The sequence below is a fragment of the Aeromonas sp. 2HA2 genome, from assembly GCF_029237345.1.
GTDB lineage: Bacteria > Pseudomonadota > Gammaproteobacteria > Enterobacterales > Aeromonadaceae > Aeromonas > Aeromonas salmonicida.
On the sequence record NZ_JAACGB010000011.1, the window covers coordinates 66,066 to 89,036 of the forward strand.

19 protein-coding genes are annotated in these 22,971 nt (G+C 60.3%); 12 read left to right on the top strand and 7 right to left on the bottom strand.

Features of this window, described 5'->3' with window-relative positions:
* Positions 1 to 11: 11 nt before the first annotated feature.
* Positions 12 to 1,268 carry a HAMP domain-containing sensor histidine kinase gene (locus GWQ29_RS14860; RefSeq protein WP_275919741.1) on the top strand — a complete coding sequence of 419 codons (1,257 nt, stop codon included), beginning with the start codon at positions 12 to 14 and terminating at the stop codon, positions 1,266 to 1,268.
* Positions 1,269 to 1,338: 70 nt separating this feature from the next.
* Here the strand turns inward: GWQ29_RS14860 and rimK are convergent, their stop codons facing one another.
* Together rimK and metH are read right to left on the bottom strand one after the other, a co-directional pair.
* The gene (rimK, locus tag GWQ29_RS14865) at positions 1,339 to 2,235 is read right to left on the bottom strand and encodes a 30S ribosomal protein S6--L-glutamate ligase (protein ID WP_005316298.1); all 897 of its coding nucleotides are present in this window, start codon (positions 2,233 to 2,235) and stop codon (positions 1,339 to 1,341) included.
* Between the two features lie 239 nt (positions 2,236 to 2,474).
* On the bottom strand, positions 2,475 to 6,170 hold the full coding sequence (gene metH, locus GWQ29_RS14870) for a methionine synthase (RefSeq protein WP_275919742.1): 3,696 nt from the start codon (positions 6,168 to 6,170) through the stop codon (positions 2,475 to 2,477).
* A 215-nt stretch (positions 6,171 to 6,385) separates the two neighbouring features.
* Here metH and GWQ29_RS14875 point away from each other — a divergent pair, with 215 nt between their 5' ends.
* Together GWQ29_RS14875 and GWQ29_RS14880 are read left to right on the top strand one after the other, a co-directional pair.
* Complete coding sequence (locus GWQ29_RS14875; RefSeq protein WP_275907883.1) at positions 6,386 to 7,663, top strand: sodium:proton antiporter; 1,278 nt, start codon at positions 6,386 to 6,388, stop codon at positions 7,661 to 7,663.
* Between the two features lie 467 nt (positions 7,664 to 8,130).
* A complete protein-coding gene (locus GWQ29_RS14880; RefSeq protein ID WP_021139540.1) occupies positions 8,131 to 8,307 on the top strand; it encodes a hypothetical protein in 177 nt (58 codons plus the stop codon).
* Between the two features lie 146 nt (positions 8,308 to 8,453).
* Here the strand turns inward: GWQ29_RS14880 and GWQ29_RS14885 are convergent, their stop codons facing one another.
* Together GWQ29_RS14885 and GWQ29_RS14890 are read right to left on the bottom strand one after the other, a co-directional pair.
* Complete coding sequence (locus tag GWQ29_RS14885) at positions 8,454 to 8,975, bottom strand: GNAT family N-acetyltransferase (RefSeq protein WP_275907884.1); 522 nt, start codon at positions 8,973 to 8,975, stop codon at positions 8,454 to 8,456.
* A 116-nt stretch (positions 8,976 to 9,091) separates the two neighbouring features.
* Positions 9,092 to 9,913, bottom strand: a complete 822-nt coding sequence (locus GWQ29_RS14890) for an HDOD domain-containing protein (RefSeq protein WP_275919743.1) — start codon at positions 9,911 to 9,913, stop codon at positions 9,092 to 9,094.
* A gap of 175 nt (positions 9,914 to 10,088) precedes the next feature.
* Here GWQ29_RS14890 and GWQ29_RS14895 point away from each other — a divergent pair, with 175 nt between their 5' ends.
* Positions 10,089 to 10,352, top strand: coding sequence for a hypothetical protein (locus tag GWQ29_RS14895; RefSeq protein WP_265462724.1), 264 nt, complete (start codon positions 10,089 to 10,091; stop codon positions 10,350 to 10,352).
* A 124-nt stretch (positions 10,353 to 10,476) separates the two neighbouring features.
* Here GWQ29_RS14895 and aphA read toward each other — a convergent pair whose 3' ends face one another.
* The gene (aphA, locus tag GWQ29_RS14900) at positions 10,477 to 11,187 is read right to left on the bottom strand and encodes an acid phosphatase AphA (protein WP_159165200.1); all 711 of its coding nucleotides are present in this window, start codon (positions 11,185 to 11,187) and stop codon (positions 10,477 to 10,479) included.
* Positions 11,188 to 11,446: 259 nt separating this feature from the next.
* Between aphA and GWQ29_RS14905 the strand changes: the two genes are divergently transcribed.
* The 5 genes from GWQ29_RS14905 to GWQ29_RS14925 are packed head-to-tail and all read left to right on the top strand — an operon-like array spanning position 11,447 to position 17,924.
* Positions 11,447 to 12,667, top strand: coding sequence for a PAS domain-containing protein (locus GWQ29_RS14905; protein WP_275919744.1), 1,221 nt, complete (start codon positions 11,447 to 11,449; stop codon positions 12,665 to 12,667).
* 15 nt (positions 12,668 to 12,682) lie between these two features.
* Positions 12,683 to 13,054: an anti-anti-sigma factor gene (locus GWQ29_RS14910; RefSeq protein WP_088814402.1), complete on the top strand. Its 372-nt coding sequence runs from the start codon at positions 12,683 to 12,685 to the stop codon at positions 13,052 to 13,054.
* A gap of 6 nt (positions 13,055 to 13,060) precedes the next feature.
* Positions 13,061 to 14,125, top strand: a complete 1,065-nt coding sequence (locus GWQ29_RS14915; RefSeq protein ID WP_275919745.1) for an ATP-binding SpoIIE family protein phosphatase — start codon at positions 13,061 to 13,063, stop codon at positions 14,123 to 14,125.
* Entirely contained in the window at positions 14,126 to 16,792 is a 2,667-nt protein-coding gene (locus GWQ29_RS14920; protein WP_275919746.1) for a response regulator, read from the top strand.
* Entirely contained in the window at positions 16,731 to 17,924 is a 1,194-nt protein-coding gene (locus GWQ29_RS14925) for a two-component system response regulator (RefSeq protein WP_099991474.1), read from the top strand. The genes GWQ29_RS14920 and GWQ29_RS14925 overlap by 62 nt, the downstream gene beginning before the upstream one ends.
* On the opposite strand, the gene GWQ29_RS14930 is transcribed toward GWQ29_RS14925, so the two are convergent.
* Positions 17,921 to 18,601, bottom strand: coding sequence for an adenine nucleotide alpha hydrolase (locus tag GWQ29_RS14930; protein ID WP_275919747.1), 681 nt, complete (start codon positions 18,599 to 18,601; stop codon positions 17,921 to 17,923). The two genes, GWQ29_RS14925 and GWQ29_RS14930, sit on opposite strands and share 4 nt — an antisense overlap.
* Before the next feature lie 181 nt (positions 18,602 to 18,782).
* On the opposite strand from GWQ29_RS14930, the gene GWQ29_RS14935 reads away from it, so the two are divergent.
* From GWQ29_RS14935 to GWQ29_RS14945, 3 genes are all read left to right on the top strand, one after another.
* Complete coding sequence (locus GWQ29_RS14935) at positions 18,783 to 20,099, top strand: MFS transporter (RefSeq protein ID WP_275919748.1); 1,317 nt, start codon at positions 18,783 to 18,785, stop codon at positions 20,097 to 20,099.
* A gap of 143 nt (positions 20,100 to 20,242) precedes the next feature.
* A complete protein-coding gene (locus GWQ29_RS14940) occupies positions 20,243 to 20,959 on the top strand; it encodes a MarC family NAAT transporter (protein ID WP_058394779.1) in 717 nt (238 codons plus the stop codon).
* 163 nt (positions 20,960 to 21,122) lie between these two features.
* Complete coding sequence (locus tag GWQ29_RS14945) at positions 21,123 to 21,326, top strand: hypothetical protein (RefSeq protein ID WP_170321042.1); 204 nt, start codon at positions 21,123 to 21,125, stop codon at positions 21,324 to 21,326.
* Positions 21,327 to 21,451: 125 nt separating this feature from the next.
* Here GWQ29_RS14945 and tldD read toward each other — a convergent pair whose 3' ends face one another.
* A complete protein-coding gene (gene tldD, locus GWQ29_RS14950) occupies positions 21,452 to 22,900 on the bottom strand; it encodes a metalloprotease TldD (RefSeq protein ID WP_058394778.1) in 1,449 nt (482 codons plus the stop codon).
* Positions 22,901 to 22,971: the final 71 nt, after the last annotated feature.

The window sequence follows — 22,971 nt, forward strand, 5'->3', positions numbered from 1 at the left end:
CGGGTGATCCCATGACCAAACCCGGAGGCCTTGACCAGGCACAGCCGGGTACCCAGGTCAGCCTGCCCAGTTTGCGCCATCGCCTGATCCTGACCCTGAGCGGGGCGGGCATGCTGCTGCTGATCATCATCAGCCTGTTGATGGTGGTAGCCGAAGACAAGATGGAAGAGTTGAGCCTGCGTCACTGGCTGGAAGCCGAGGTCACCCGCTACAACGATGACTGGCTGCAGCTCGGCATGGCGGCCCCCGCCCCCAGTCCGCGCCAGTTCTCCAGTTACTGGACCGAAGCGGGCCGACTGCCAGCCTGGCTCAAGCCCTATCAGAGCCCGGGCTTCTTCGAGCACCAGCTTGGCGAGGAGGACAAGCACTTCCTGGTGCGGCCCCATCCGTCCGGCCAGGGACTGCTCTATCTGGTGTTCAACGACGACGCCGACGACTATCTGGATCCTTACGAAGATCAGCTGCATCTGGCTACCCGGCTGATAGGCTTGACCCTGCTGATCGCGTGCATCGGTTTCGGTATCTGGCTGGTGCGTCACATCACGGGGCCACTGCAGCGGTTGCAGCAAAGGGTCGCCCACCTCACCCCGGATCAGGCGGATTTCGTGCCCGATGCTCCCTGGCAGGAGTTGCGGGAGATCGAGCTGGCACTGCTGACCGGCAAACACGAGGTGGCCGCCGTGTTCGCCCGCGAGCAGGAGTTCAGCCGTTTTGCCAGCCATGAGCTGCGCACCCCCAACATGGTGATCCAGGGGTCGGCAGCGCTGCTCGGCAAGGTAACGGACTTGCCCGCCCCCGCCGCCCGCGCCACCACCCGTATTCGCGCCGCTGCAGACGAAATGGCACTGCTCACAGAGACCTTCCTGCTGCTGGGTCGCAAGGAGGCGGTGGAGCGTTCGTTGCAACGGGTAGAACCACTGATCCGGCAGGAGCTGGTGCGCCTCGCCCCGCTGTTGCAGCGAGAGACGCTCGATATCAGGCTCACCCTGGACGAGGCAAGCGAGGTCAATGCCCCCCTCTCCTTGCTCGCCATTGCCCTCGGCAACCTGCTGAAAAATGCCTTGAGCTATGCCGAGGGGCATATCGAGATCGAGCTGTGCGGGCCCGTGCTCACCATCAGCAACCCGACTGCGGCCGCGCCGGATCAGATCCTCGGCTACGGCTGTGGCCTCACCATCATACAGCGCATCTGCGAGAAGCTCGGCTGGCAGATAGAGACCCGGCTGGAGGCTGGCATCTTCAGCGCCAGGCTGGAAATGCGGGAATAACCGACTCGCAAACAACACAAGGCGCCCGAGGGCGCCTTGTGTTTATACCGCGATGCAAGCCGTCAGCGGCTTATTCGGCGGGCTTGTTCTTGCGGCTCGCCTTGAGCTCCAGGAACTCGATGATCTTGCCAGCCACATCCTTGCCGGAGGCGGCTTCCACTCCTTGCAAACCGGGGGAGGAGTTCACCTCCAGCACCAGAGGACCGCGGGCAGAGCGCAGAATATCCACACCGGCCACATCCAGCCCCATGATCTTGGCCGCCTGCACTGCGGTTGCCCGCTCTTCGGGGCTTATCTTGATCGCCTCGGCGGTGCCGCCACGGTGCAGATTGGAGCGAAACTCCCCCGGCTGGGCCTGACGGCGCATGGCCGCAACCACCTTGCCATTGACCACCAGACAGCGAATGTCGGCGCCGTTGGCCTCACGGATGTACTCCTGCACCAATATGTTGTTATTGGTCTGGATAAAGGCCTCGATCACGCTCTCGGCCGCCTTGTGGGTCTCGCACAACACAACGCCAATTCCCTGGGTGCCTTCCAGCAGCTTCACTACCAGAGGGGCGCCCCCCACCATGGTGATGAGATCCGGCACATCATGGGTGCTGTGGGCATAGCCGGTGATGGGCAGACCTATGCCGTGGCGCGACAACAACTGCATGGCCCGCAGCTTGTCGCGGGAACGGGAGATGGCCACAGAGCTGTTGAGGGCCATGGTGTTCATCATCTCGAACTGGCGCAGCACGGCGGTGCCGTAAAAGGTGATGCTGGCGCCGATACGCGGGATCACGGCGTCGTAACTCTCCAGCTCTCGTCCTTCGTAATGAATGGAGGGGCTGTGGGAGGCGATATTCATGTAGCAGCGCAGGGTGTCGAGCACCTCTACCTGATGACCGCGGGCCTGCGCCACCTCGACCAGACGGCGGGTGGAATAGTTTCTGGGCTCACGGGATAAAATGGCGATCTTCATGACAATTCCGCTAGAAGGCAGTGCCTGGGCAGGATGGGGCGGGAGAGTATAAGGTGCCACAGCGCCAAGACAACGCCAATTGTTTCTCCTGACAACAAGACAAACCACGCAGAACTGCACGCTGCAATCCCGTTGTCACCGATATGTCAAACGGCGGCCCTAAGCTGGTCTGTCCACCAGCCCAAGGATGCCGCCGTTTCTCGTCAAAGATCAACCAATGTCACTCGGGAGATCGGGATTCAGTTCAGGTTCGGCCCCAGCCAGCGTTCTGCTTCCGCCAGGGTCATCCCCTTGCGGGCGGCGTAATCTTCCACCTGATCCTGCTGGATCTGCGCCACTGCGAAATATTTGCTGTCGGGGTGGGAGAAGTACCAGCCCGACACGGCCGCCCCCGGCCACATGGCGTAGGATTCCGTCAGCTTCATGCCGATGGCCTGCTCCACGCCCAGCAGCTCCCAGATGCTCCCTTTTTCAGTGTGCTCGGGACAGGCGGGGTAACCGGGCGCCGGGCGTATGCCGCGGTAGTTCTCGCGGATCAGATCCTCATTGCTGAGGGCCTCGTCGGCTGCATAGCCCCAGTGCACCTTGCGCACCTGTTCGTGCAGATACTCGGCGAAGGCCTCGGCGAGACGGTCGCACACCGCCTGGATGAGGATGGCATTGTAGTCGTCATGATCCGCCTTGTAGGCAGTGGCGATGGCCTCTTCCCCGATACCGCCAGTCACCGCGAAGGCACCGATCCAGTCCGGCTTGCCGCTCTCTTTCGGTGCTACATAGTCCGCCAGACAGTAGTTGGGGAAGCCCTGCTTCTCGCTCTGCTGGCGCAGGTGGTGCAGCACCTTGATGACCTCGGTGCGCGACTCGTCGGTATAGACCTCTATGCTGTCGCCGATCGTGTTGGCCGGAAACAGACCTATGATGCCGGCGCAGCGCACGCTCTCGTCCTGCTCGAGTTTGTCGAGCATGGCATTGGCATCGGCAAACAGCTTGGTCGCCTCCTCACCTATGATCTCGTCTTCGAGAATGCGCGGATACTTGCCCGCCAGCTCCCAGCTGAGGAAAAACGGCGTCCAGTCTATGTAGGGGCGCAGCACCGAGACGGGCACGTTCTCAAACGTCTGCACGCCCGGCTCACGGGGGGCCGGCGGTTGATAGTTCACCCAGTCCAGCTGCTGCCGGTTGGCGCGAGCATGGGCCAGGCTGACCGGCTTGGATCTCGGCTGCTTGCGGGCATGCTGATCCCGGGCGACTTCATACTCCTTGTCGATGCGGGCGACAAACGCAGGCTTGAGCTCAGGGTTCAGCAGGCTCTGGGCCACCCCGACGGCGCGCGACGCGTTCGACACATAGACCACGGGTTCGCTGTAGTTCTGCTCTATCTTGACCGCTGTGTGGGCCTTGGAGGTGGTGGCACCGCCGATCAAGAGCGGCAGCTTGAAGCCCTGACGCTCCATCTCTTTGGCCACGTGCACCATCTCGTCGAGAGACGGTGTGATCAAGCCCGACAGCCCTATGATATCGGCTCCCACTTCACGGGCAGTCTTGAGAATGGTCTCGCAGGAGACCATAACACCGAGGTCCACTATCTCGTAGTTGTTGCACTGCAACACCACCCCGACGATGTTCTTGCCGATGTCGTGCACGTCACCCTTGACGGTGGCGAGCACTATCTTGCCGTTGCTGTAGCCGCCCTGTTTCTCGGCTTCGATGTAGGGTTGCAGATAGGCCACAGCCCGCTTCATCACCCGGGCGGATTTGACTACCTGGGGCAGGAACATCTTGCCCGCGCCAAACAGATCGCCGACCACGTTCATACCGTCCATCAGGGGCCCTTCGATCACGTGCAGCGGCTTCTCGGCGCCGGCCCGCGCCTCTTCAGTATCCTCCTCGATAAAGTCGGTGATCCCCTTGACCAGAGCGTGTTCCAGCCGCTTGCCCACCGGCCAGCTGCGCCACTCCTGATCCCGCGGATCCTCCGCCTGGGCTCCGGCACCACGATACTTCTCGGCGATGGCCAGCAGATCCTCGGTGGCGCTGTCACTCAAGTTGAGCACCACGGCCTCGACCTTGGCCTTCAGCTCTGCCGGTATGTCTTCATAGATGGCGAGCTGACCGGCGTTGACTATACCCATGTCCATGCCGTTCTGGATGGCGTGGTAGAGGAAGACAGCGTGGATGGCTTCGCGCACCGGTTCATTGCCGCGAAACGAGAAAGAGACGTTGGAGACACCGCCGGAGATCATGGCATGGGGCAAATGGGTCTTGATGTCCTTCACCGCCTCGATGAAGTCCACCGCATAGTTGTTGTGCTCGTCGATGCCGGTCGCCACCGCGAAGATATTGGGATCGAAGATGATGTCTTCCGGCGGGAAACCCACCTGATCCACCAGGATCCGGTAGGCGCGCTGGCAGATCTCGAACTTGCGGGTGCGAGTGTCAGCCTGGCCCACCTCATCGAACGCCATGACGATGACGGCGGCGCCATAGCGACGCAGCAGTTTGGCCTGCTGGATGAATTTCTCCTCCCCCTCCTTCATGGAGATGGAGTTGACCACCGGCTTGCCCTGCACACACTTGAGGCCGGCTTCCAGCACCTCCCACTTGGAGGAGTCGATCATCACCGGCACTCGGGCGATATCAGGCTCACCGGCGATGAGGTTCAGGAAGCGCACCATGGCCGCTTCGGCGTCCAGCATCCCCTCGTCCATGTTGATGTCGATGATCTGGGCGCCGCTCTCCACCTGCTGCTTGGCCACATCGAGGGCTTCGTCGTAGAGCCCCTCCTTGATGAGACGCTTGAACTTGGCGGAACCTGTGACGTTGGTACGCTCACCCACGTTCACAAACATGGAGTCCGCCGTGATGATGAGGGGCTCGAGACCCGACAGGCGGCATGCGACCGGCAGCGTGGGCAAGGTACGCGGCTTGATGCCGGCGACAGCGTCACTCATGGCGCGAATATGGGTCGGAGTAGTGCCGCAGCAGCCGCCCACCATGTTGAGAAAACCGCTTTGGGCCCACTCGCGGATATGCTCCGCCATCTCACCCGCATCGAGATCGTACTCGCCGAACGCATTGGGCAGACCGGCATTGGGATGGGCGCTCACAAAGGTCTCGCTGATGCGCGACAACTCCTCCACGTACTGACGCAACTCGTCGGGCCCCAGCGCACAGTTGAGACCGAACGAGATGGGTTTGACATGGCGCAGGGAGTGATAGAAGGCTTCGGTAGTCTGACCGGAGAGAGTACGCCCCGAGGCATCGGTGATGGTGCCGGAGATCATCACGGGCAGCGCATAGCCCAGCGCCTCGAAAACCCCTTCCACCGCGAAGGCAGCCGCCTTGGCGTTGAGGGTATCGAAGATGGTCTCGATCAGAATGAGGTCAGCGCCCCCCTCGATCAGGGCATGGGTCGATTCCGTATACGCAGCCACCAGCTGGTCATAGGTGACGTTGCGCTTGCCGGGATCGTTCACGTCCGGCGAGATGGAGCAGGTGCGGTTGGTGGGGCCCAGCACACCGGCGACAAAGCGGGGCTTGTGGGGCTCTTTCGCCGTCCACTCGTCAGCCACGGCACGGGCCAGCCTGGCCGCCTCGCGGTTGATCTCGGCCGAAAGATCTTCCATCTCGTAATCGGCCATGGCGATGCGAGTGGCGTTGAAGGTGTTGGTTTCGAGGATGTCGGCCCCGGCGGCACAATACTGATCGTGGATCTCGCGAATGATTCCGGGCCTGGTCAGCACCAGCAGGTCGTTGTTGCCCTTGATGTCGGTATGCCAGTCGGCAAACCGCTCACCGCGATAATCCGCCTCGCCCAGTTTGTAGCCCTGGATCATGGTGCCCATGGCCCCGTCGATGATCAGGATCCGTTCCTTGAGACAGGATTCCAGTTTCTTTGTTGGGTCCGACTTTATGCTCGGCTTTTCGTTCAACACCGCTCGCTCCTCTTACATCCATGCAACTGCGTGAAGGTCATCCTAGCAGCAAACAAATCAAATGGAAATCTAGCCGTCTATCTGTCCACAGCGGAGTCCACAATAACCGACGGATACTCATAAATAGGTAATGAGTAACATGTGACCCCAGAGTACCCTATGCCGGTCCTCAGCGAAGGATACGTGCTTGCTGTTTACTAACGAGAAAAATAACCATGAGCGTCTACTACACACTCTGCTTTTTGGCAGCGTTGGCGATCCTGATCGCCTTTGCCAACCAGTATGTCGTGAAGATCCAGACCACCATCGCCATCACTGCCGGATCCATGCTGATCTCCGCCCTGATGGTGCTGTTTGGCAAACTGGGTTGGTTCAACCTTGAGCCCCTGGCCATCGAAACCATGAAGAGCATCGACTTCCAGAATTTCCTGCTGAAGGGGATCCTGGGCTTCCTGCTGTTCGCTGGCGGCATTGGCATCAACCTCAAGGCCTTGCGCAGCCAGAAGTGGGAAATCACCATACTGGCGATCTTCTCCACCCTGCTCTCCACCTTCCTGATCGGTTACGGCTTCTGGTTCATCGCCAAGCTGCTGGGCTGGGAAGTACCGCTGGTATATTGCCTGCTGTTCGGGGCCCTGATCACCCCCACCGACCCCATTGCCGTGCTGGCCATCGTCAAGAAGATGCAGGCGCCCCCCCAGATCGCCATCCAGATCGAAGGGGAATCCCTGTTCAACGACGGTACCGGTCTGGTGATCTTCGCCACCGTCTTTGCCGTCGCCTTTGGTGGCGTTGAACCGACCTTCGGCAGCGTCGCCGGTCTGTTCCTGCACGAGGCCCTCGGCGGCATCTTGTTCGGCGCCGTGCTGGGGCTGCTCGCCCACGTGATGATCAGTGCCACCGACGATGGTTCCCTGGAGCTGCTGCTGACCCTCTGCATCCCGACGGCCGGCTTTGCCCTTGCCAACATGATGGGAGTCTCCGGTGCCCTGGCCATGGTGGTGACTGGCATCATGATCGGCAACTGGACCCGTCACTCCGGCTTCTCCGAGCAGAGCAGCCACTATCTGGATCACTTCTGGGAGTTGATGGACCAGTTCCTCAACGCGCTCTTGTTCCTGCTGATCGGCCTGGCGCTGGTGCTGCTGGATCTCGCCTGGCGTGACTGGATCCTGCTGGTTATCGCGGTACCGCTCTGCCTGGCCGCGCGCTTCATCAGCGTCTCTGTCCCCTTCATGGCCTTCCGCCGTTTTCGCACCTACAACCGCTTCACCATCCGCATCCTTACCTGGGGCGGCTTGCGTGGCGGTCTGGCCATGGCCATGGCGCTGGCACTGCCTTCCGGTGTCATGATGATACCCGGGCACAACGTCGATCTGCGTCAGGTCATACTGGTGATGACCTACTCTGTGGTGATGTTCTCCATCGTGGTGCAGGGCATGACCATTACCCCCATGATAACCGCCGCCAAGAAGGCCAGCGGCGACTACTGAGTCACCGTCTGACAGTGATTGACCTGCTGAAAAAGGGCTCCCGACGGGAGCCCTTTTTATCTCGGAGAACACGACAAAAACGGATCTGGCACAAAATCACCAAATAATTGTTTGCTTTTTATTCATATCGAGGAGAGAATGCGCGCCGGCTAGTTAATCAGCCCTGTTTATGTTTACCCTGCAATGCTTCACTCACGATGAATCCTGTCAGTATCCGCATAACCTCCCTCTGATTTACTCGCCTCGAGAACCGTCAGGCTGTCTGCCTGCGTTGCCCGGCTCTCACGGCGCAGACCCGCTCTGCCCACCCAATTTGATTTATGCATCAGCATATTCCTTGATAGTGCAGACGCCCCTGACAGGGCTGGGTATTCCTGCGCGCTTGTTGACCACAAAGTCAACCGCGTCCATTAACCTGACATTTGCCAACACAAGGAGCAAACACTTAATTTATATAGAGAAATACCATGATGAAAACCATACATACACACAAACCCCTGCGTCGTAGCAAACCCATCAACCTGCCTGTGCAAGAGCAGGATTCCGATGCGTTCCTGATCCAGTTCAGCACCCGCTTCAGCGGCGGTTTCGCCATCTCCTGTGATGGTATCGCTGGCGAGTTCTCCATCGAAGACCTCAACTGATCCTGCCTGCCCTCCGGCAGCGCCCGATGCAGACAGGCCGCAACTCACGGCGGCCTCTTTGCTTCAACTCCTATTTATTCTCCTGAACCAGCGCCGTCAGCATCGCCTTCCATCACTGACTGAAAGCTGCATCCCCGTTTCATACCTCAGGCCAGGTTCGTTTCGGCTCCGGCAGCCTCCAGCAGCAGACACGCGTCGGCATCCTCGCTCAACTTGACCAGCCGGCTTTGTACCAGCCCCAGCTTGGCCAGCAGTGACAGTGATCGTTCGTTGCCCGGTGTGACTATGGCGATGACACGCACAATCCCCAACCTTTCCCGGCCGTCCTGCAGCGCCGCCTTTGCCGCTTCTATGCCATAACCCTGACCACGATAGGAGGGCAGGAAGGCATAGCCAATGTCTTCACAGGGCAGGGTGTCTCGCCTGATCAAACCACAGATGCCGATCTTGGCTTCATCGCCTCTGCGCGCCACCAGATAGAGGCCGTGGCCATGGCGAGCATAACTGACCGCGGGCCCTTGCTGGATGTAGTGTTCGGCATCCGCCAGGGTACGCACACCGCGATCGCCAATGTAACGGTGGAAATCGCTGTCGTTAAGCAGCTCAAGAATAAAGGGAGCATCAGCGATGGTCAGTTCGCGCAGCAGCAGGCGCTCGGAGAGGATCATGACAAGGGCTCTTTCAGAAAATACAGGCCTTCAAGACTGCCTCTGCACCGCAGGGTTGGCAAGGCAAACCCCATGAAAAAGGGCCGCATTGCGGCCCGGTGACAATATGAACGGGCTCAGGCCGCCAGCAAACCCGCATAGCCATTGCCGTGTTCCCGCATCGCCACCAGCACGGCGGCGCAGTCAGACCATGGCAGACCAAGTCGGTCTGCTACCTGAGTTGGCCACTCGGGCGGCGCTACCTCCCCCACATCCGATTGGGCCGCCAGGGCGATGGCCAGATGGATCAGGCCAGCTTCGACAGAAAACTCCTTGGCCAACATGGGGTTGTAGTGGTATTCCACCGCATGGCAGATACTGAGGGGAAATTGCCAGCGCCTGGCCATCTCGGCCCCGGTCTGGGCATAGTTGAAACCAACCACCAGCTCCTCTGCCTTGGCGCGCCCCTTGCTGGGTTCAAGATCCTGAATGTGGTTAACCATGTTTTCCGGCAGACCCACATGCATGATGAGGCGCCCCATGTCGAACAGCAGGGCACAGGTGAACACCTCCTCCCCTTTCATGCCCTTTATCCTGGCCAGCAACCTGGCCAGCTCGGCCACATCGAACACGTTGCCCCAGAAGTGCCTGAGATCGATGCCGGGCACCGAATGAACAGATCCCGTCAGGCCGCAGGCAAGCACCATATTGCGTACCACATCGACTCCGAGCCGCACCACGGCTTCGTTGACGGTGGCAACCTGACGATTGCCGCCAAACTTGGCGGAGTTGGCCAGCCGCAGCAGCTTGGCAGAGATGACGGGATCCTTGTTGATCTTCTTGGCGATCAACAGGATATCCGGCTCCTTCTCATTGAAGGTCTGTACCAGATCGCGCATGACTTCGGGTACATTGGGCAGGTTTTGGGGATGGGATAACAGAGAGTCTATGGTGGGCATATTGATATCCGTCCATGCAATTTTATGATGGTTTTCGTTTGCTGACAGCAAACCCACAGATAAGTATGAGTAACAAAAACTGGCGCCACAGAAATGTTTTTATCGCAATATTTCAAAGTGTTAATGCCAGCTTCGTTATACTGGCATCTTTTATGGCATGACGAGGAAGTACACCATGAGCGAATCCACCGAGTTCTTTGACGAGCAAACCCTGCTGGAGATGGTCGACAACCAGCTGATCGACGGTAATCCGTTGCAGGTCAAGGCGACCCTGATGCGATTGGTGATGAAGGGCACCCCACGGGAAGAGGCGCTGCAATATATCGCCTGCGCCCTCGGGGCCGAGCTGATGGCAATGGAGGCTGAACAGGGCCCCTTCAACCTAGAGCGCTACGCCCAGTTTCTGGATTCCCTGCCCGAGATGCCCTGGGCGGAATAAACCGCCGTCCGCGAACAAGGGAGCTTGTCGGCAACCCATGCCACGATGCCAACTTCCGCGACACAGACTCACTAAAAAGCCGGATCCTGACAGGATCCGGCTTTTTTATAGCGGTTTACGCCGCTCAGAACTGGGAGTTGACGATCACCTCTTCCCCCAGGGCGCCAGCCAGCGGCAGTGGGCGATAGCTGGAGTTTGCCGCCCGCAGCAGCCGAATGCCGCGGGCGCCCACTTCCTGCGCCGCCTTGATATCCCCGTCCGCATCGCCGTAGAAGACCTTCATCTGCTTGTCCTTGAGCCACTGCACCTTGGTGTTCTGGCCCGGCTGATCGCCGGCGAAGATCACTGGATTGAGTCGATCGGCCGGGATCCCCATGGTCTGCTGCAGGGTCTGGCTCACAGTTTCCGTTTTGGTGGCAGAACGGCCAGTGACGAAATAGATGTGATCGCCGCGTTTGAGGTGCATGGCGATCAGCGCCTTGCCCACCTCTTTCGGCATGCTGAACGCATCCCAGCCGTTGTTCATCTTCTCCCAGAAGGCAGGGTTCTTCAGATAGCTCTCGTCGTTGGGCGAGAACTCCTGCTTGCCGCGATAGAAACCTGGGCTGGAGAAGAGCAGGGTATCGTCGATATCAAAACCGACCGCCATCGGGGGTAGACCATCCAGACTCTTGGCAATCTGCTCTACCGAGACCCAGTGAACAGGAGCCTGCTGGGCCAGGGTCACTGTCGTGACACCGGCCGGGCTGGTCACGATCTGATCGGCCAGGGCGGGCAGGCTGAAGGTGGCGGCAAACAGGGATGCTATCAGGGTAAGACGGGAAAAAGCGGGCATGGCACAACTCATGACGTGAATGAAACAGGGTGCCAATCCTGCCCCATGCTGCCGATGCAAACCGTGAAACTCGCCACAAAACAGGGCTCGGTGGATAGCTTCTGCCCTGTTTTGTCCCCTCGGAATAAACTTCCAGCAACCGGAAGATGACAAGCCTCTTTTGACCCTTTATTCCAGCCGGAAGAGCCGGAGTGGGCTATAACTGCTTAGCACCCTTTATTGACATCAAAATCAACGACTCCCTCTCACTGGAGATGCCATGGACGCGCACACTTCCTCTTCCAAGACCACCGGCTCGGCCCCTTCCCCTCATCAGGCCGGGATGGACGCCATCGATCAGGTGCTGGCCCGGCTCGAACTCTCGCCAGAAGGGCAGATCCTGGATGCCAACCCTCATTTTCTCACCATCATGGGCTATCCGCTGGATGAGCTAAAGGGCAAGCATCACGGCATGCTGCTCTCCCCGGATGAGGCTCAGTCTGCCACTTATGACACTTTCTGGGAGACGCTGCGCAGCGGCACGTCACAGGAAAGCGAGTTTCACCTGCTGGATAAACAGGGGCGGGATATCTGGATCCGGGGTGCCTGCAGCCCGGTTCTGGATGCCGAGAGGCAGCTGACCCGCATCATCGTATACGCCATGGATCTGACCGGGCAGAAGCAGCTCACTGCCAGCTTCGAGGGCCAGCTCAATGCCCTGAGCCGGGTCATGGGCAAGGTGGAGTTCTCGCTGGATGGCACCATACTGGATGCCAATCCACGCTTTCTCGACATTGTGGGCTACCGGCTGGAGGAGCTGAAGGGCCAGCACCACAGGCTGCTGGTTGATCCGGACTACGCCCAGTCGGCGGATTACCGCACCTTCTGGGAAACCCTGCGACGGGGCGAGTTTCTCGCAGGCGAATTCTGCCGGCTCGACAAGCAGGGACAGGAGGTCTGGATCCAGGGATCCTACAACCCGGTGCTGGATCTGAACGGCAAGCCCAGCAAAATCGTCAAATTTGCCACCGACATCACGGCGCAGGTGGAGCAGCACCGCCAGCTCAAGCGTGCCATGGTGGAAGCGGAAGAAGCCGCCAGAGTGCGCGAGGAGCTGCACAAGTCGCTGCAGGAGATGTCGACCCCTGTCACCCCTATCTGGGACGGGATCCTGCTGCTGCCATTGGTGGGGATCATCGACTCAATGCGCACCGCCGACGTGATGAACAAGTCACTCACCAAGATCGCCGAAACCCGGGCCCGGGTCTTCGTGCTGGATATTGCCGGTGTCGCCACCGTGGATACCGGCGTCGCCAACCAGCTGATCAAGATCACCAAGGCAACCCAGTTCATGGGCTGTGAGGCCATCATCTCGGGAGTCTCCCCCGCCATTGCCCGCACCATGGTGGAGCTGGGGGTGTCGGTTGGTGACGTCCGCACCACGGCAACCCTGAGAGATGCCTTCGAAATAGCGCTCAAACGGGTCGGTTCCACCCTCTAGGATGCGGCCATGACCATGCAGCTCAACAACGATCTTGGCATCGCCGATGTGGCCGACTGCATAGTGGTCAGCATGCGTCCCGATCTCGGTGACGATGGCATGCAGATGCTGATGCAGGCCCTCTCCCAGCGACTGGTACACGGGCGTCACCATGCAGTGTTGCTCGACTTCTCCGGCGTCATGCTGCTGGATCACCATGAATTCAGACAGGTACGCAAGCTGGCCGAGGTGTGCCGCCTGTTAGGCGCCATCTGCCTGCTGGTGGGGCTCAATGCCGGGATCGCCGCGTTTCTGGCGCTGGCCGAAGCGCAGCCCGGGCCGCTGCGCTGCTTCATCGACATGGACGACGCCTTCGCCCACGTCCGCCATCTCAAGGGCGAGGAGTAAACCGCCATGATGCAAGAGCATGCGACTCAGGAGGCCAACTATCCGCTGCGCCATGATATCGATCTGCACCTGACGGTGATGGCAGTGCGTCGACTCCCCTTTATCGCCAGCCTGTCTGACGTGGATCGTGCCATGCTCTCCACCGTGGTTTCCGAGCTTGGCAGCAATATCCTGAAATACGCCGGGCAGGGGGAGATCACCCTGACCCTCCATCACCCCAAGGGACGAGCCTGCATCGACATCATCGCCCGTGACAAAGGGCCCGGCATACCGGATGTGCACCAAGCCCTGCAGGATCACTACAGCACCTCGGGCACCCTGGGGCTGGGGCTGCCCGGCGTGCGGCGCATGATGTCAGAGCTCACCATCAGCACACCGCCGGAAGGGGGCACCCTGGTGCAGGCTCGAAAGTGGCTGGGCTCGGCACCCTCGACGATACGCCTCACAATGCCAACCCAGCCATGGGGTCAGTCTGGTTTGAAACTGGCATGGGCCAGCGAAAACAGGCCCTGCTATCCGGAAAAGGTCTCAGGCGATCTGGTCTTTATCCGTCCCTCCCCCGACGGCGTCTTGCTGGTACTGATCGATGTCAGCGGCCACGGCACCTCGGCCAACAAGCTGGCACTGACACTGGAAGAGGCGCTGCAAAACACCCCTGAGCAGGAGCCTGCACCTCTGTTGCAGCTGTTGCACCAACACTGCATCGGTACCCGGGGAGCGGCAGCTGGCATAGCCCTGGTCAACAGTGAACGGGGGGAACTGAGCTACGCCGGTATCGGCAACACCCGCATCTGTCTGCGCGGCCATGACCTCTGGCGCGGCATCTCCCGCGATGGTGTGCTGGGGGAGCGCTTCCCCACCCCCTTGCTGCAACGCCAGCCCATGGAGCCGGGGGATGTGCTGATGCTCTATTCGGATGGCATCAGCGAGTCGCTCAACCTGCGGGACGGCGCACTTGATCTGGGGACGGATCCCGCCATTCTGGCCCGTCAAGTCATGGACCACAGCGGTCGCAGCACGGACGATGCGAGTTGCATCGTGTTGCGGGTACAACCGGAGAAGGAGCGCTAGATGCGGCAGCGGATCGGTGATATCAGGCTCTCTGGCCCGGCGGCAGCCCTCACCGCCAGACGCAAGGTGATCCAGGTGCTCACCTGCATCGACAAGAACCCCACCTTCGTGGCGCCGCTGGCGGGTACCACCTCGGAGCTGGTGCGCCAGCTGACGGCGACCACCGACTCGCTGCAACTCCAGCTGTGGCTGGAGAGCCATACGCAGGAGCTGTGGGTCTCACTCTCGGCGGACGAGCCACTGCAGCACAGTCCGTCCGGCGCTGCCCATGGCAACATCCGGCTGGTTCCTCACTCTGACACTGACATCGCCCTGGTGTGCCACCTGCCGCACTGGCCCGATGACGCTCTGCTGTTGCAGATGCAGCAGCAGTTCGCCGAACCGACCCGGGATGAGCTGTTCGCCGTGATGCAGACCAAGAATCAGGAGCTGGAGCAGGCCTATGAGCTGGCAGAAAGTGCGACCCGGGCCAAGAGCGATTTTCTCGCCAACATGAGCCACGAGATCCGCACCCCCATGAACGCCATCCTGGGCATGGCCCACCTCGCCCTGCAAACCCGGCTCGATCCGCAGCAAGCCGACTATGTGGGCAAGATCCAGCGCTCGGCCCAGCACCTGCTCGGCATCATCAACGATATCCTCGACTTCTCCAAGATAGAGGCGGGCAAGCTGGATCTGGAGCAGATCGAGTTCGATCTCGACCATGTGCTGGAAAATCTGGCGACCCTGGTGGGCGAGAAGGCCGAAACCAAGGGCATAGAGCTGCTGTTCGAGGTCGACCACCAGCTCGACACCCTGCTCTATGGCGATCCCCTCCGCCTCGGCCAGATCCTGATCAACTATGCCAACAATGCGGTCAAATTCACCGAGCAGGGGGAGATACTGGTCAAGGTCACTTGCCTGGAAAAACTGCCGAAGGAGGTGCTGCTGCATTGCTCGGTGCAGGACACGGGGATCGGCATGAGCCAGGAGCAGCAGCAGCGGCTGTTCCAGTCTTTCCAGCAGGCGGACAGCTCCACCACCCGCAAATATGGCGGCACCGGCCTCGGGCTCGCCATCTCCCGCGAACTGGCGGCATTGATGGGGGGTGAGGTCGGCGTGCAGAGCGAACCGGGCAAGGGAAGCACCTTCTGGTTTACCGCCCGACTCGGCCGTGGCAGATACAGATCACGCTATCTGCCGAGTCTGGACCTGCGTGGTCGCCGCATGCTGGTGGCCGACGACAGTGCCAGCGCCCGCACCATACTGGCTGCCCTGCTGCGCAGCATGAGCTTCGTGGTGGACACCGCCGAATCGGGTCAGCAGGCCTTGCAGATGATCGCCAGCGCCGAGCAGGAAGGTAACGCTTATGAGGTGGTGCTGCTGGATTGGCACATGCCGGGGCTGGACGGCATAGAGACGGGTCGCCGCCTCATCGCCCGCGGTCTTGGCAAGCGGCTCTATCGGGTCATGGTGACGGGTTATGGGCGGGAAGAGGTCTTTCGCGAAGCCCAGTCCGCCGGCTTTGACCGGGTGCTGGTCAAGCCGGTGTGTGCCTCAGTACTGTTCGATACCATCATAGGACTGTTTGGCCATCAAACCACGGCGATAACCTTGAAGACCCCCCAGCCCACCCACAACTATCGCTTCGACGGACTCCGCATACTGCTGGCAGAAGACAACGAACTGAACCAGCAGGTGGCGATGGAGCTGCTGCGAGCGGTGGGAGCCGACGTCAGCATCGCCGGCAATGGCGCTATTGCCCTGCAAATGGCGGCGCAACAGCCATACGACCTGATCCTGATGGACATGCAGATGCCGGTGATGGACGGACTGGCCGCCACCCGTCAGCTGCGCGAACAGGAAGGCGCGGGGCAGCACATCCCCATCCTGGCGATGACGGCCAATGTCATGGCCGGTGACAGAGAGCGCTGCCTGGCTGCGGGCATGGATGACCACATCGCCAAGCCCATCGACCCCGACAAGCTCTATGCCGCCCTGCAGCGCTGGGTGCCCGCCTTCAGTCGTGAAACCGATGCAACACGCAAGACCTCACCCTCGCCACAGGACCTGCCCTTGCTGCCGCAGCTAAAGGCGCTCGGGCTCAATGCCGAGGCGGCCCTGCAACGGCTGATGCACAACTGGGAGTGGTATCAGGACCTGCTGCAACGGTTCGCCCAACAAGGAACCCAACCCATGCAGAGTCTGATCACCGCCCTGCAGACAGACGACCGGGAGGAAGCCCATCGGCAAGCCCATACCCTCAAAGGGATTGCCGCCACTCTGGGTGCCGATCCACTGCGAGATATCTCGGCCAGGCTGGAGAGTGCGCTCTCCCGCGGAGACGACACCACCAGCCTGTTACCGCTGGCCGAACAGGGGCTGCAGATGCAACAGCAACTGAGCGATGGCGTGCTGGCCCTGCTGCCCACCCAGCCCTCCCCCGACCTGCCGGAGCAAGAGCCAACAGACATAGCGCCCCTGCTGGCGCAGCTGACCCAACTGCTGGTGGAAGATGATGCAGAGGCACTGACCCTGTTTCAGCAACATCAGAAACAGCTGACTGGACAGCTGGGAGAAACAGCATCGACGATGGCAGACGCCATGACCCGCTTCCGTTTTACGGATGCACTGGCACACCTGCAACAAGTCCGGGCCCTCAGGCCCGATCTGTTCAACCAAGAGTGAGGGCACCACTATGCTCAACTTGCTGGATCCCGACACCAAACCCACACTGCTGGTGGTCGATGACACTCCTGAAAACCTCTCCCTGCTCAGCGCCCTGCTGGGCCCGCACTATCGGATCAAGGTGGCCATCAGTGGCCAGCGGGCGCTGGAGATACTGTCATCAGGCACCCGGGTGGATCTGATCCTGCTCGATGTGGTGATGCCCCAGATGGATGGCTATCAGGTGATGCAGGCACTGCAGGAGATGCCGCAGGCGCGGCATATTCCGGTGATTTTCCTGACCGCCAAGGTAGAGGAGAGCGCAGAAGCGCACGGACTGGCACTCGGCGCCGTGGACTATATCCACAAACCGATCTCTCCCGCCATCGTACTGGCTCGCGTCAGAAACCACCTTGAGCTGAAAGCTGCACGGGATCTGCTGCATGACCAAAACGCCTATCTGGAACAGGAGGTGGAACGGCGCACCCGTGAAAACGAGCTGATCCAGAACATCACCATCCACTCCCTCGCCTCTCTGGCCGAGACCCGGGACAACGAGACCGGCAACCACATACTGCGCACCCAGCACTATGTGAAGCTATTGGCGGAAACCCTGTGCGATCACCCTCGCTTTCGTGCAGAGCTGACCCCAAAGACCATAGATCTGCTGTTCAAGTCTGCCCCCCTGCACGATATCGGCAAGGTCGGCGTACCGGACCGGATCCTGCTCAAACCCGGCAAGCTGGATGCGGATGAGTTCACCCAGATGAAGCACCACTCCATCCTTGGCAAGGAGGCCATAGTCCACGCCGAGGAAGCGCTGGGAGTGGAGGTCGAGTTTCTGCGGCTGGCCAAGGAGATCGCCTGCTACCACCACGAGAAATGGGATGGCACCGGCTACCCCTATGGTCTGATGGGGGATGAAATCCCCCTGTCGGCCCGACTGATGGCACTGGCAGATGTGTACGATGCCCTCATCAGCAAGCGGTGTTACAAGGCGGCCATGTCCCATACGGAGGTGGTCCCCATCATATTGGCGGGGCGCAGCAGTCACTTCGATCCCGACATCACGGATGCCTTCGCCCGCATCCACCTGCAGTTTCACGAAATTGCACTGCGCTACAACGATGACAAGGAGACCAACCTCGACTAGGCGGCGGAGTCAGCAGGCAACAAGTCAGTGAAGATGAAGCCGTCCCGCTCTACCGTCTCTCCCACGTACATCGTCACCGGGCGCAGAAACATGGGACCATCATAGGCCAGGGTGTGAAACTCGCCGTTCTCGCCGCACGGATCCACCCCCTGCGGCAAGGCCGCCAGCAGGGCCGGATCGAAATCGTGACCACCCAGGCTGGCATCCAGCTTTTTCGGGTCCAGGGAGCTGATCCTGGCCCTCAGCCCCGCCGCCATCATCTGCCGAGCCAGCTCGTCCGTCTTGCTGCCCCACAGCGGGAACAGGGGCTCTATGCCCGTTCCCACCAGCTGTTTCTCCCGATAGGCGCGCACATCCTCTAGGAAGAGGTCGCCAAACGCCATGTGGCGGATCCCCTGCGCCACCACGCTCGCGATGAAATCGGTCATGATGCGGGCGTAATCCTCATTGGTGCAGGGCCAGGGCAGATCGAGGGTAGTCAGCGGCAACCCCACACACTCGGCCTGCTGCATCAGCAACTGCTTGCGTACCCCGTGCATGGCCACCCGCTCGAAAGCCTGATTGAGGGTGGTAAACAGCCCCACTACCTCGATGGCCGGATCCTGCTGCAATCTGTGCAGTGCCCAGGCGCTGTCCTTGCCACTGCTCCAGGAGAGCAGCACCTTTGTCTTCGTCATGATTTCTCCCACTGTTTCTTCGTCATGATGTTGCCGGTCTTGCTGCACCAAAAAGCTGCAAGACTGTATTGCGAATTGTGCGATTTACATAGCGGGATGCAAAAGCATACCCTCGGTAATGAGCGTCTCCCCTGAAAGGATGGGGAACAATAACTAAAAAAGCGATGGGAAACATAAGGATATGACGACAGTCACGCAAGCTTACGACCACAGCCGCCCCCTCAACCGACAGGATTACAAGACACTGAGCCTGGCAGCCCTCGGCGGAGCCCTCGAATTCTACGACTTCATCATCTTCGTCTTCTTCGCCGTGGTGATCGGCGAGCTGTTCTTCCCGGCCGATATTCCCGAGTGGCTGCGCCAGTTCCAGACCTTCGGCATCTTCGCCGCCGGCTATCTGGCTCGCCCCCTTGGCGGCATCATCATGGCCCATTTTGGCGATCTCATCGGCCGCAAGCGGATGTTTACCCTGAGCATACTGCTGATGGCGCTGCCCACCCTGATGATCGGCCTCTTGCCCACCTATGCGGTACTGGGCATAGGCGCACCACTGGCCCTGCTGGGTTTGCGCATACTGCAAGGAGCCGCCATCGGTGGTGAAGTACCGGGCGCCTGGGTGTTCGTGGCGGAGCATGTGCCCGCCCGCCGGGTCGGGCTCGCCTGTGGCACCCTCACCGCCGGGCTGACTGCCGGCATACTGCTCGGCTCCCTCATCGCCACCGCGGTCAACAAGAACCTGACCCCGGCCGAGGTGAGTGAATGGGGCTGGCGGGTTCCCTTCCTGCTGGGGGGCATCTTTGGCATAGTCGCCATGTATCTGCGCCGCTGGCTGCACGAAACCCCTGTCTTTGCCGAAATGCAGGCCAACAAGGCGCTGGCGGAGGAGCTGCCGCTCAAGACGGTGCTGCGCAGCCACAAGGGCAGCGTGGTGATCTCCATGCTGCTGACCTGGCTGCTCTCCGCCGGTATCGTGGTGGTGATACTGATGACCCCCAGCTATCTGCAGAAGGTACATGGCATCAGCCCGGCCGATGCCCTGACTGCCAACTCTCTGGCCATCCTGGCCCTGACCCTGGGCTGCATCGTCTATGGCAGGCTGATCGATGCCCTCGGCAGCGGCCCCACCTTCATGCTGGGCTCATTGCTGCTGGCAGGTTCCAGCTACGCCTTCTATCACGGTCTGGTCGCGGGCACAGAGCAGCTGGTGCCGCTCTACATGCTGGCGGGCTTCGCGGTCGGAATTGTCGGGGCCGTGCCCTACGTCATGGTCAACGCCTTCCCGGCGGTAGTGCGCTTCTCGGGATTGTCGTTCTCCTACAACGTGGCCTACGCCATCTTCGGCGGCCTCACCCCCATGCTGGTGACCCTGTGGATGAAGAACGACGTGCTGGCTCCCTCCCACTATGTGGTGAGCCTGTCGGCACTGGGCTTTGCCATCGGTCTGCTGCTGTGGCTGCAACAGCGCAACCAGCGGCAGACGGCGCCACAAGCCGCCTGACCAACGAAAAAGCCCCGGACATCTTCGGGGCTTTTTTATTGTCCTTGTGTTCAGTACGGCCGACATAGGATAGCCTCCCCCCTTAGGGCCAGGCGAATACCTGGCTCCAGACTGTCACCCAATTCCGTTATCCGAGGCTCAAGATGTTCTTTCAAGTCGTATTTCTCGCCTTGCTGGCGCTGCTGCCCATGGTCAACCCGCCAACCACGGCCACCCTGCTATTGGGGCTGAGCAAGGGCATGTCGCGGGAGCATGTGCGCCGCCAGGTCAACCTGGCGGCTATCTATCTGTTTTTCACCCTCTGCATCACCTTCTTTATCGGCTCCTCCATTCTGGATCTGTTCGGGATATCCATTCCGGGCTTGCGGCTGGCAGGGGGTCTCATCATCGGCTTTATCGGCTTTCGCATGCTGTTCCCAGCCCCCAGTCAGACCAACGGGGTCGATATCAACCAGAGCATCGCCTTCGTACCACTGACCATGCCCAGCATGTGCGGGCCGGGTACCATGGCGCTGGTGATCAGCGGGGCAGCCCAGATTGCCGAGCTGCCCGACGAGTACAACCGCCTCACCATCTACGGCGCCATGGTCACAGCGTTTGCCCTGATGAGTCTGATCAGCTGGGGCGTATTGAAGCTGGCGGATCCGGTCTGCAAGATCCTCGGCGCCACCGGCATCGATGCCATGACCCGGATCATGGGTTTTCTGCTGGTGTGCATGGGCATGCAATTCTGTATCAACGGCATCAAGGAAGTGGCACAGGATCCTGTCTTCCACGGCGCACACTCGATACACACCACGCCTTCCTTGCCATCCCTGCCAGACACTTCTGATCAACGACAGGAGCCGCGCCACCCCTGACTGAAAACGGTGTCAAAAAGCCTCAAAAATCGTCACTGATCTTGCGCTTGATCATGTTACTGACACACAAATGAGTTAGTGTGTTTTTCATACAGATTCGGTTCAGAGATCAGTTGTTAGGTTTGCAGGCAGGCGCCCACTTACTTCAGGAGATGTGCAAATGATGGAAAAGATGCTGACCGAAATTGGAAGCTACAGCCTGTTTCATGAATATCTGAATGTAGTTGGTGTAGCCAGCCCAGCCCTGGCCCGGATCAAAACCCGATGGGAGTACAAAAAAAGCGATCGTCTGGTGGCCCAAATCAGGGTCGACCAACAAGGCAATGCCCGCTTCTACATCGATGCCAGAGCCATATCGGTCAACTGACACTGTCACCCGTATCCAGCAGCCCCGGCCAGTCGCCGGGGCTTTTTGTTGTCTGGCTTGCACTACCCAAAACAATGACCCCGGCACATGGCCGGGGTCATTGACAACATAGTGGGTTAAACCCCTTACTGGGTGCCGCCCACTGTGAGTTGATCCAGCTTGAGTGTGGGCTGGCCGACACCGACCGGCACGCTCTGCCCCTCTTTGCCGCAGACGCCGACACCACGATCCAGTGCCAGATCACTGCCCACCATGGAAACCAGACTCATGGCTTCCGGACCATTGCCTATCAGGGTCGCGCCCTTGATGGGGGTGGTGATCTTGCCATCCTCGATGAGGTAGGCCTCGGAGGCGGAGAAGACAAACTTGCCGGAAGTGATATCCACCTGACCACCGCCGAAGTTGGGAGCATAGATACCCTTCTTCACCGAAGCGATGATCTCCGCCGGATCGTACTGACCCGCCAGCATATAGGTGTTGGTCATGCGTGGCATCGGCATGGCGGCGTAGGATTCGCGACGGCCGTTACCTGTGAGCGGAACCCCCATCAGGCGGGCGTTCTGTTTGTCCTGCAAGTAACCCTTGAGGATACCGTTCTCGATCAAGACGTTGTAGCCGCCCGGCGTCCCTTCGTCATCGATGGAGACGGAGCCGCGCCGACCCGGCAGTGTGCCGTCATCGACTATGGTGCAGTGCTTGGAGGCCACCTGTTCGCCGATACGGCCGGCAAATGCAGACGAGCCCTTGCGGTTGAAGTCCCCCTCCAGGCCGTGGCCCACGGCCTCGTGCAGCAGCACGCCGGGCCAGCCGGCACCGAGTACCACCGGCATGGTGCCAGCGGGAGCATCAATGGCCTCCAGGTTGACCAGCGCCTGACGCACGGCCTCGCGCACATAGCCAAAGGCGCGGCTCTCCAGCCCGTCCAGCTCCAGGAAATAGTCATAACCACAACGACCACCACCACCGGCGCTGCCACGCTCGCGGCGCTCGCCTTTCTCGGCGATGACGGTCACCGACAGCCGAACCAGGGGGCGTATGTCAGCAGCGAGCGTACCGTCGGTGGCTGCCACCAGTATCTCTTCATAGACACCGCTGATGGAGGCCATCACCTGATTGATAACGGGATCAAGACTGCGGGCAAACTTGTCCATCTGCTCCAGCAAGGCAATCTTCTGGTGCTTGTCGAGGGTCTGCAGGGGATCCATGGCCGGATAGAGCAGGTTGGCCTCTGTACGAGCCCAGGCCTTCACCTTGCCCTGAGCACCGGCAGCGGCAATGCCGCGGGCAGCCGTGACCGACTGTTGCAGCGCCAGCAGGCTCAGCTCGTCGGAGTAGGCAAAGCCGGTTTTCTCGCCACTGACGGCGCGTACCCCGACCCCTTGGTCGATGTTGTAGCTGCCATCCTTGACGATACCGTCCTCCAGCATCCAGGACTCGTGCCAGCTGCGCTGGAAATAGAGATCGCCGAACTCCACCTGGTGGCTCATCAGGCTGCCGAGCAGCTGCTGCAGCCGCCCTTCGTCGAGGTCGTTCGGGGCCAACAGGGAGGCACTAACCTGGCTCAATAGACTCAATCTTTCTCTCCACTCCCGATCCGGGATTTCACAATAAGATCCCATGCCATAGGCGGCATGGGTCAGCACGC

Bases quoted from the DNA above. Each gene is read 5' to 3' on its own strand.
- GWQ29_RS14860 (WP_275919741.1), top strand. From the start codon at position 12: ATGACCAAACCCGGAGGCCTTGACCAGGCACAGCCGGGTACCCAGGTC.
- rimK (WP_005316298.1), bottom strand. From the start codon at position 2,235: ATGAAGATCGCCATTTTATCCCGTGAGCCCAGAAACTATTCCACCCGC.
- GWQ29_RS14875 (WP_275907883.1), top strand. From the start codon at position 6,386: ATGAGCGTCTACTACACACTCTGCTTTTTGGCAGCGTTGGCGATCCTG.
- GWQ29_RS14880 (WP_021139540.1), top strand. From the start codon at position 8,131: ATGATGAAAACCATACATACACACAAACCCCTGCGTCGTAGCAAACCC.
- GWQ29_RS14885 (WP_275907884.1), bottom strand. From the start codon at position 8,975: ATGATCCTCTCCGAGCGCCTGCTGCTGCGCGAACTGACCATCGCTGAT.
- GWQ29_RS14890 (WP_275919743.1), bottom strand. From the start codon at position 9,913: ATGCCCACCATAGACTCTCTGTTATCCCATCCCCAAAACCTGCCCAAT.
- GWQ29_RS14895 (WP_265462724.1), top strand. From the start codon at position 10,089: ATGAGCGAATCCACCGAGTTCTTTGACGAGCAAACCCTGCTGGAGATG.
- aphA (WP_159165200.1), bottom strand. From the start codon at position 11,187: ATGCCCGCTTTTTCCCGTCTTACCCTGATAGCATCCCTGTTTGCCGCC.
- GWQ29_RS14905 (WP_275919744.1), top strand. From the start codon at position 11,447: ATGGACGCGCACACTTCCTCTTCCAAGACCACCGGCTCGGCCCCTTCC.
- GWQ29_RS14910 (WP_088814402.1), top strand. From the start codon at position 12,683: ATGCAGCTCAACAACGATCTTGGCATCGCCGATGTGGCCGACTGCATA.
- GWQ29_RS14915 (WP_275919745.1), top strand. From the start codon at position 13,061: ATGATGCAAGAGCATGCGACTCAGGAGGCCAACTATCCGCTGCGCCAT.
- GWQ29_RS14920 (WP_275919746.1), top strand. From the start codon at position 14,126: ATGCGGCAGCGGATCGGTGATATCAGGCTCTCTGGCCCGGCGGCAGCC.
- GWQ29_RS14925 (WP_099991474.1), top strand. From the start codon at position 16,731: ATGCACTGGCACACCTGCAACAAGTCCGGGCCCTCAGGCCCGATCTGT.
- GWQ29_RS14930 (WP_275919747.1), bottom strand. From the start codon at position 18,601: ATGACGAAGACAAAGGTGCTGCTCTCCTGGAGCAGTGGCAAGGACAGC.
- GWQ29_RS14935 (WP_275919748.1), top strand. From the start codon at position 18,783: ATGACGACAGTCACGCAAGCTTACGACCACAGCCGCCCCCTCAACCGA.
- GWQ29_RS14940 (WP_058394779.1), top strand. From the start codon at position 20,243: ATGTTCTTTCAAGTCGTATTTCTCGCCTTGCTGGCGCTGCTGCCCATG.
- GWQ29_RS14945 (WP_170321042.1), top strand. From the start codon at position 21,123: ATGGAAAAGATGCTGACCGAAATTGGAAGCTACAGCCTGTTTCATGAA.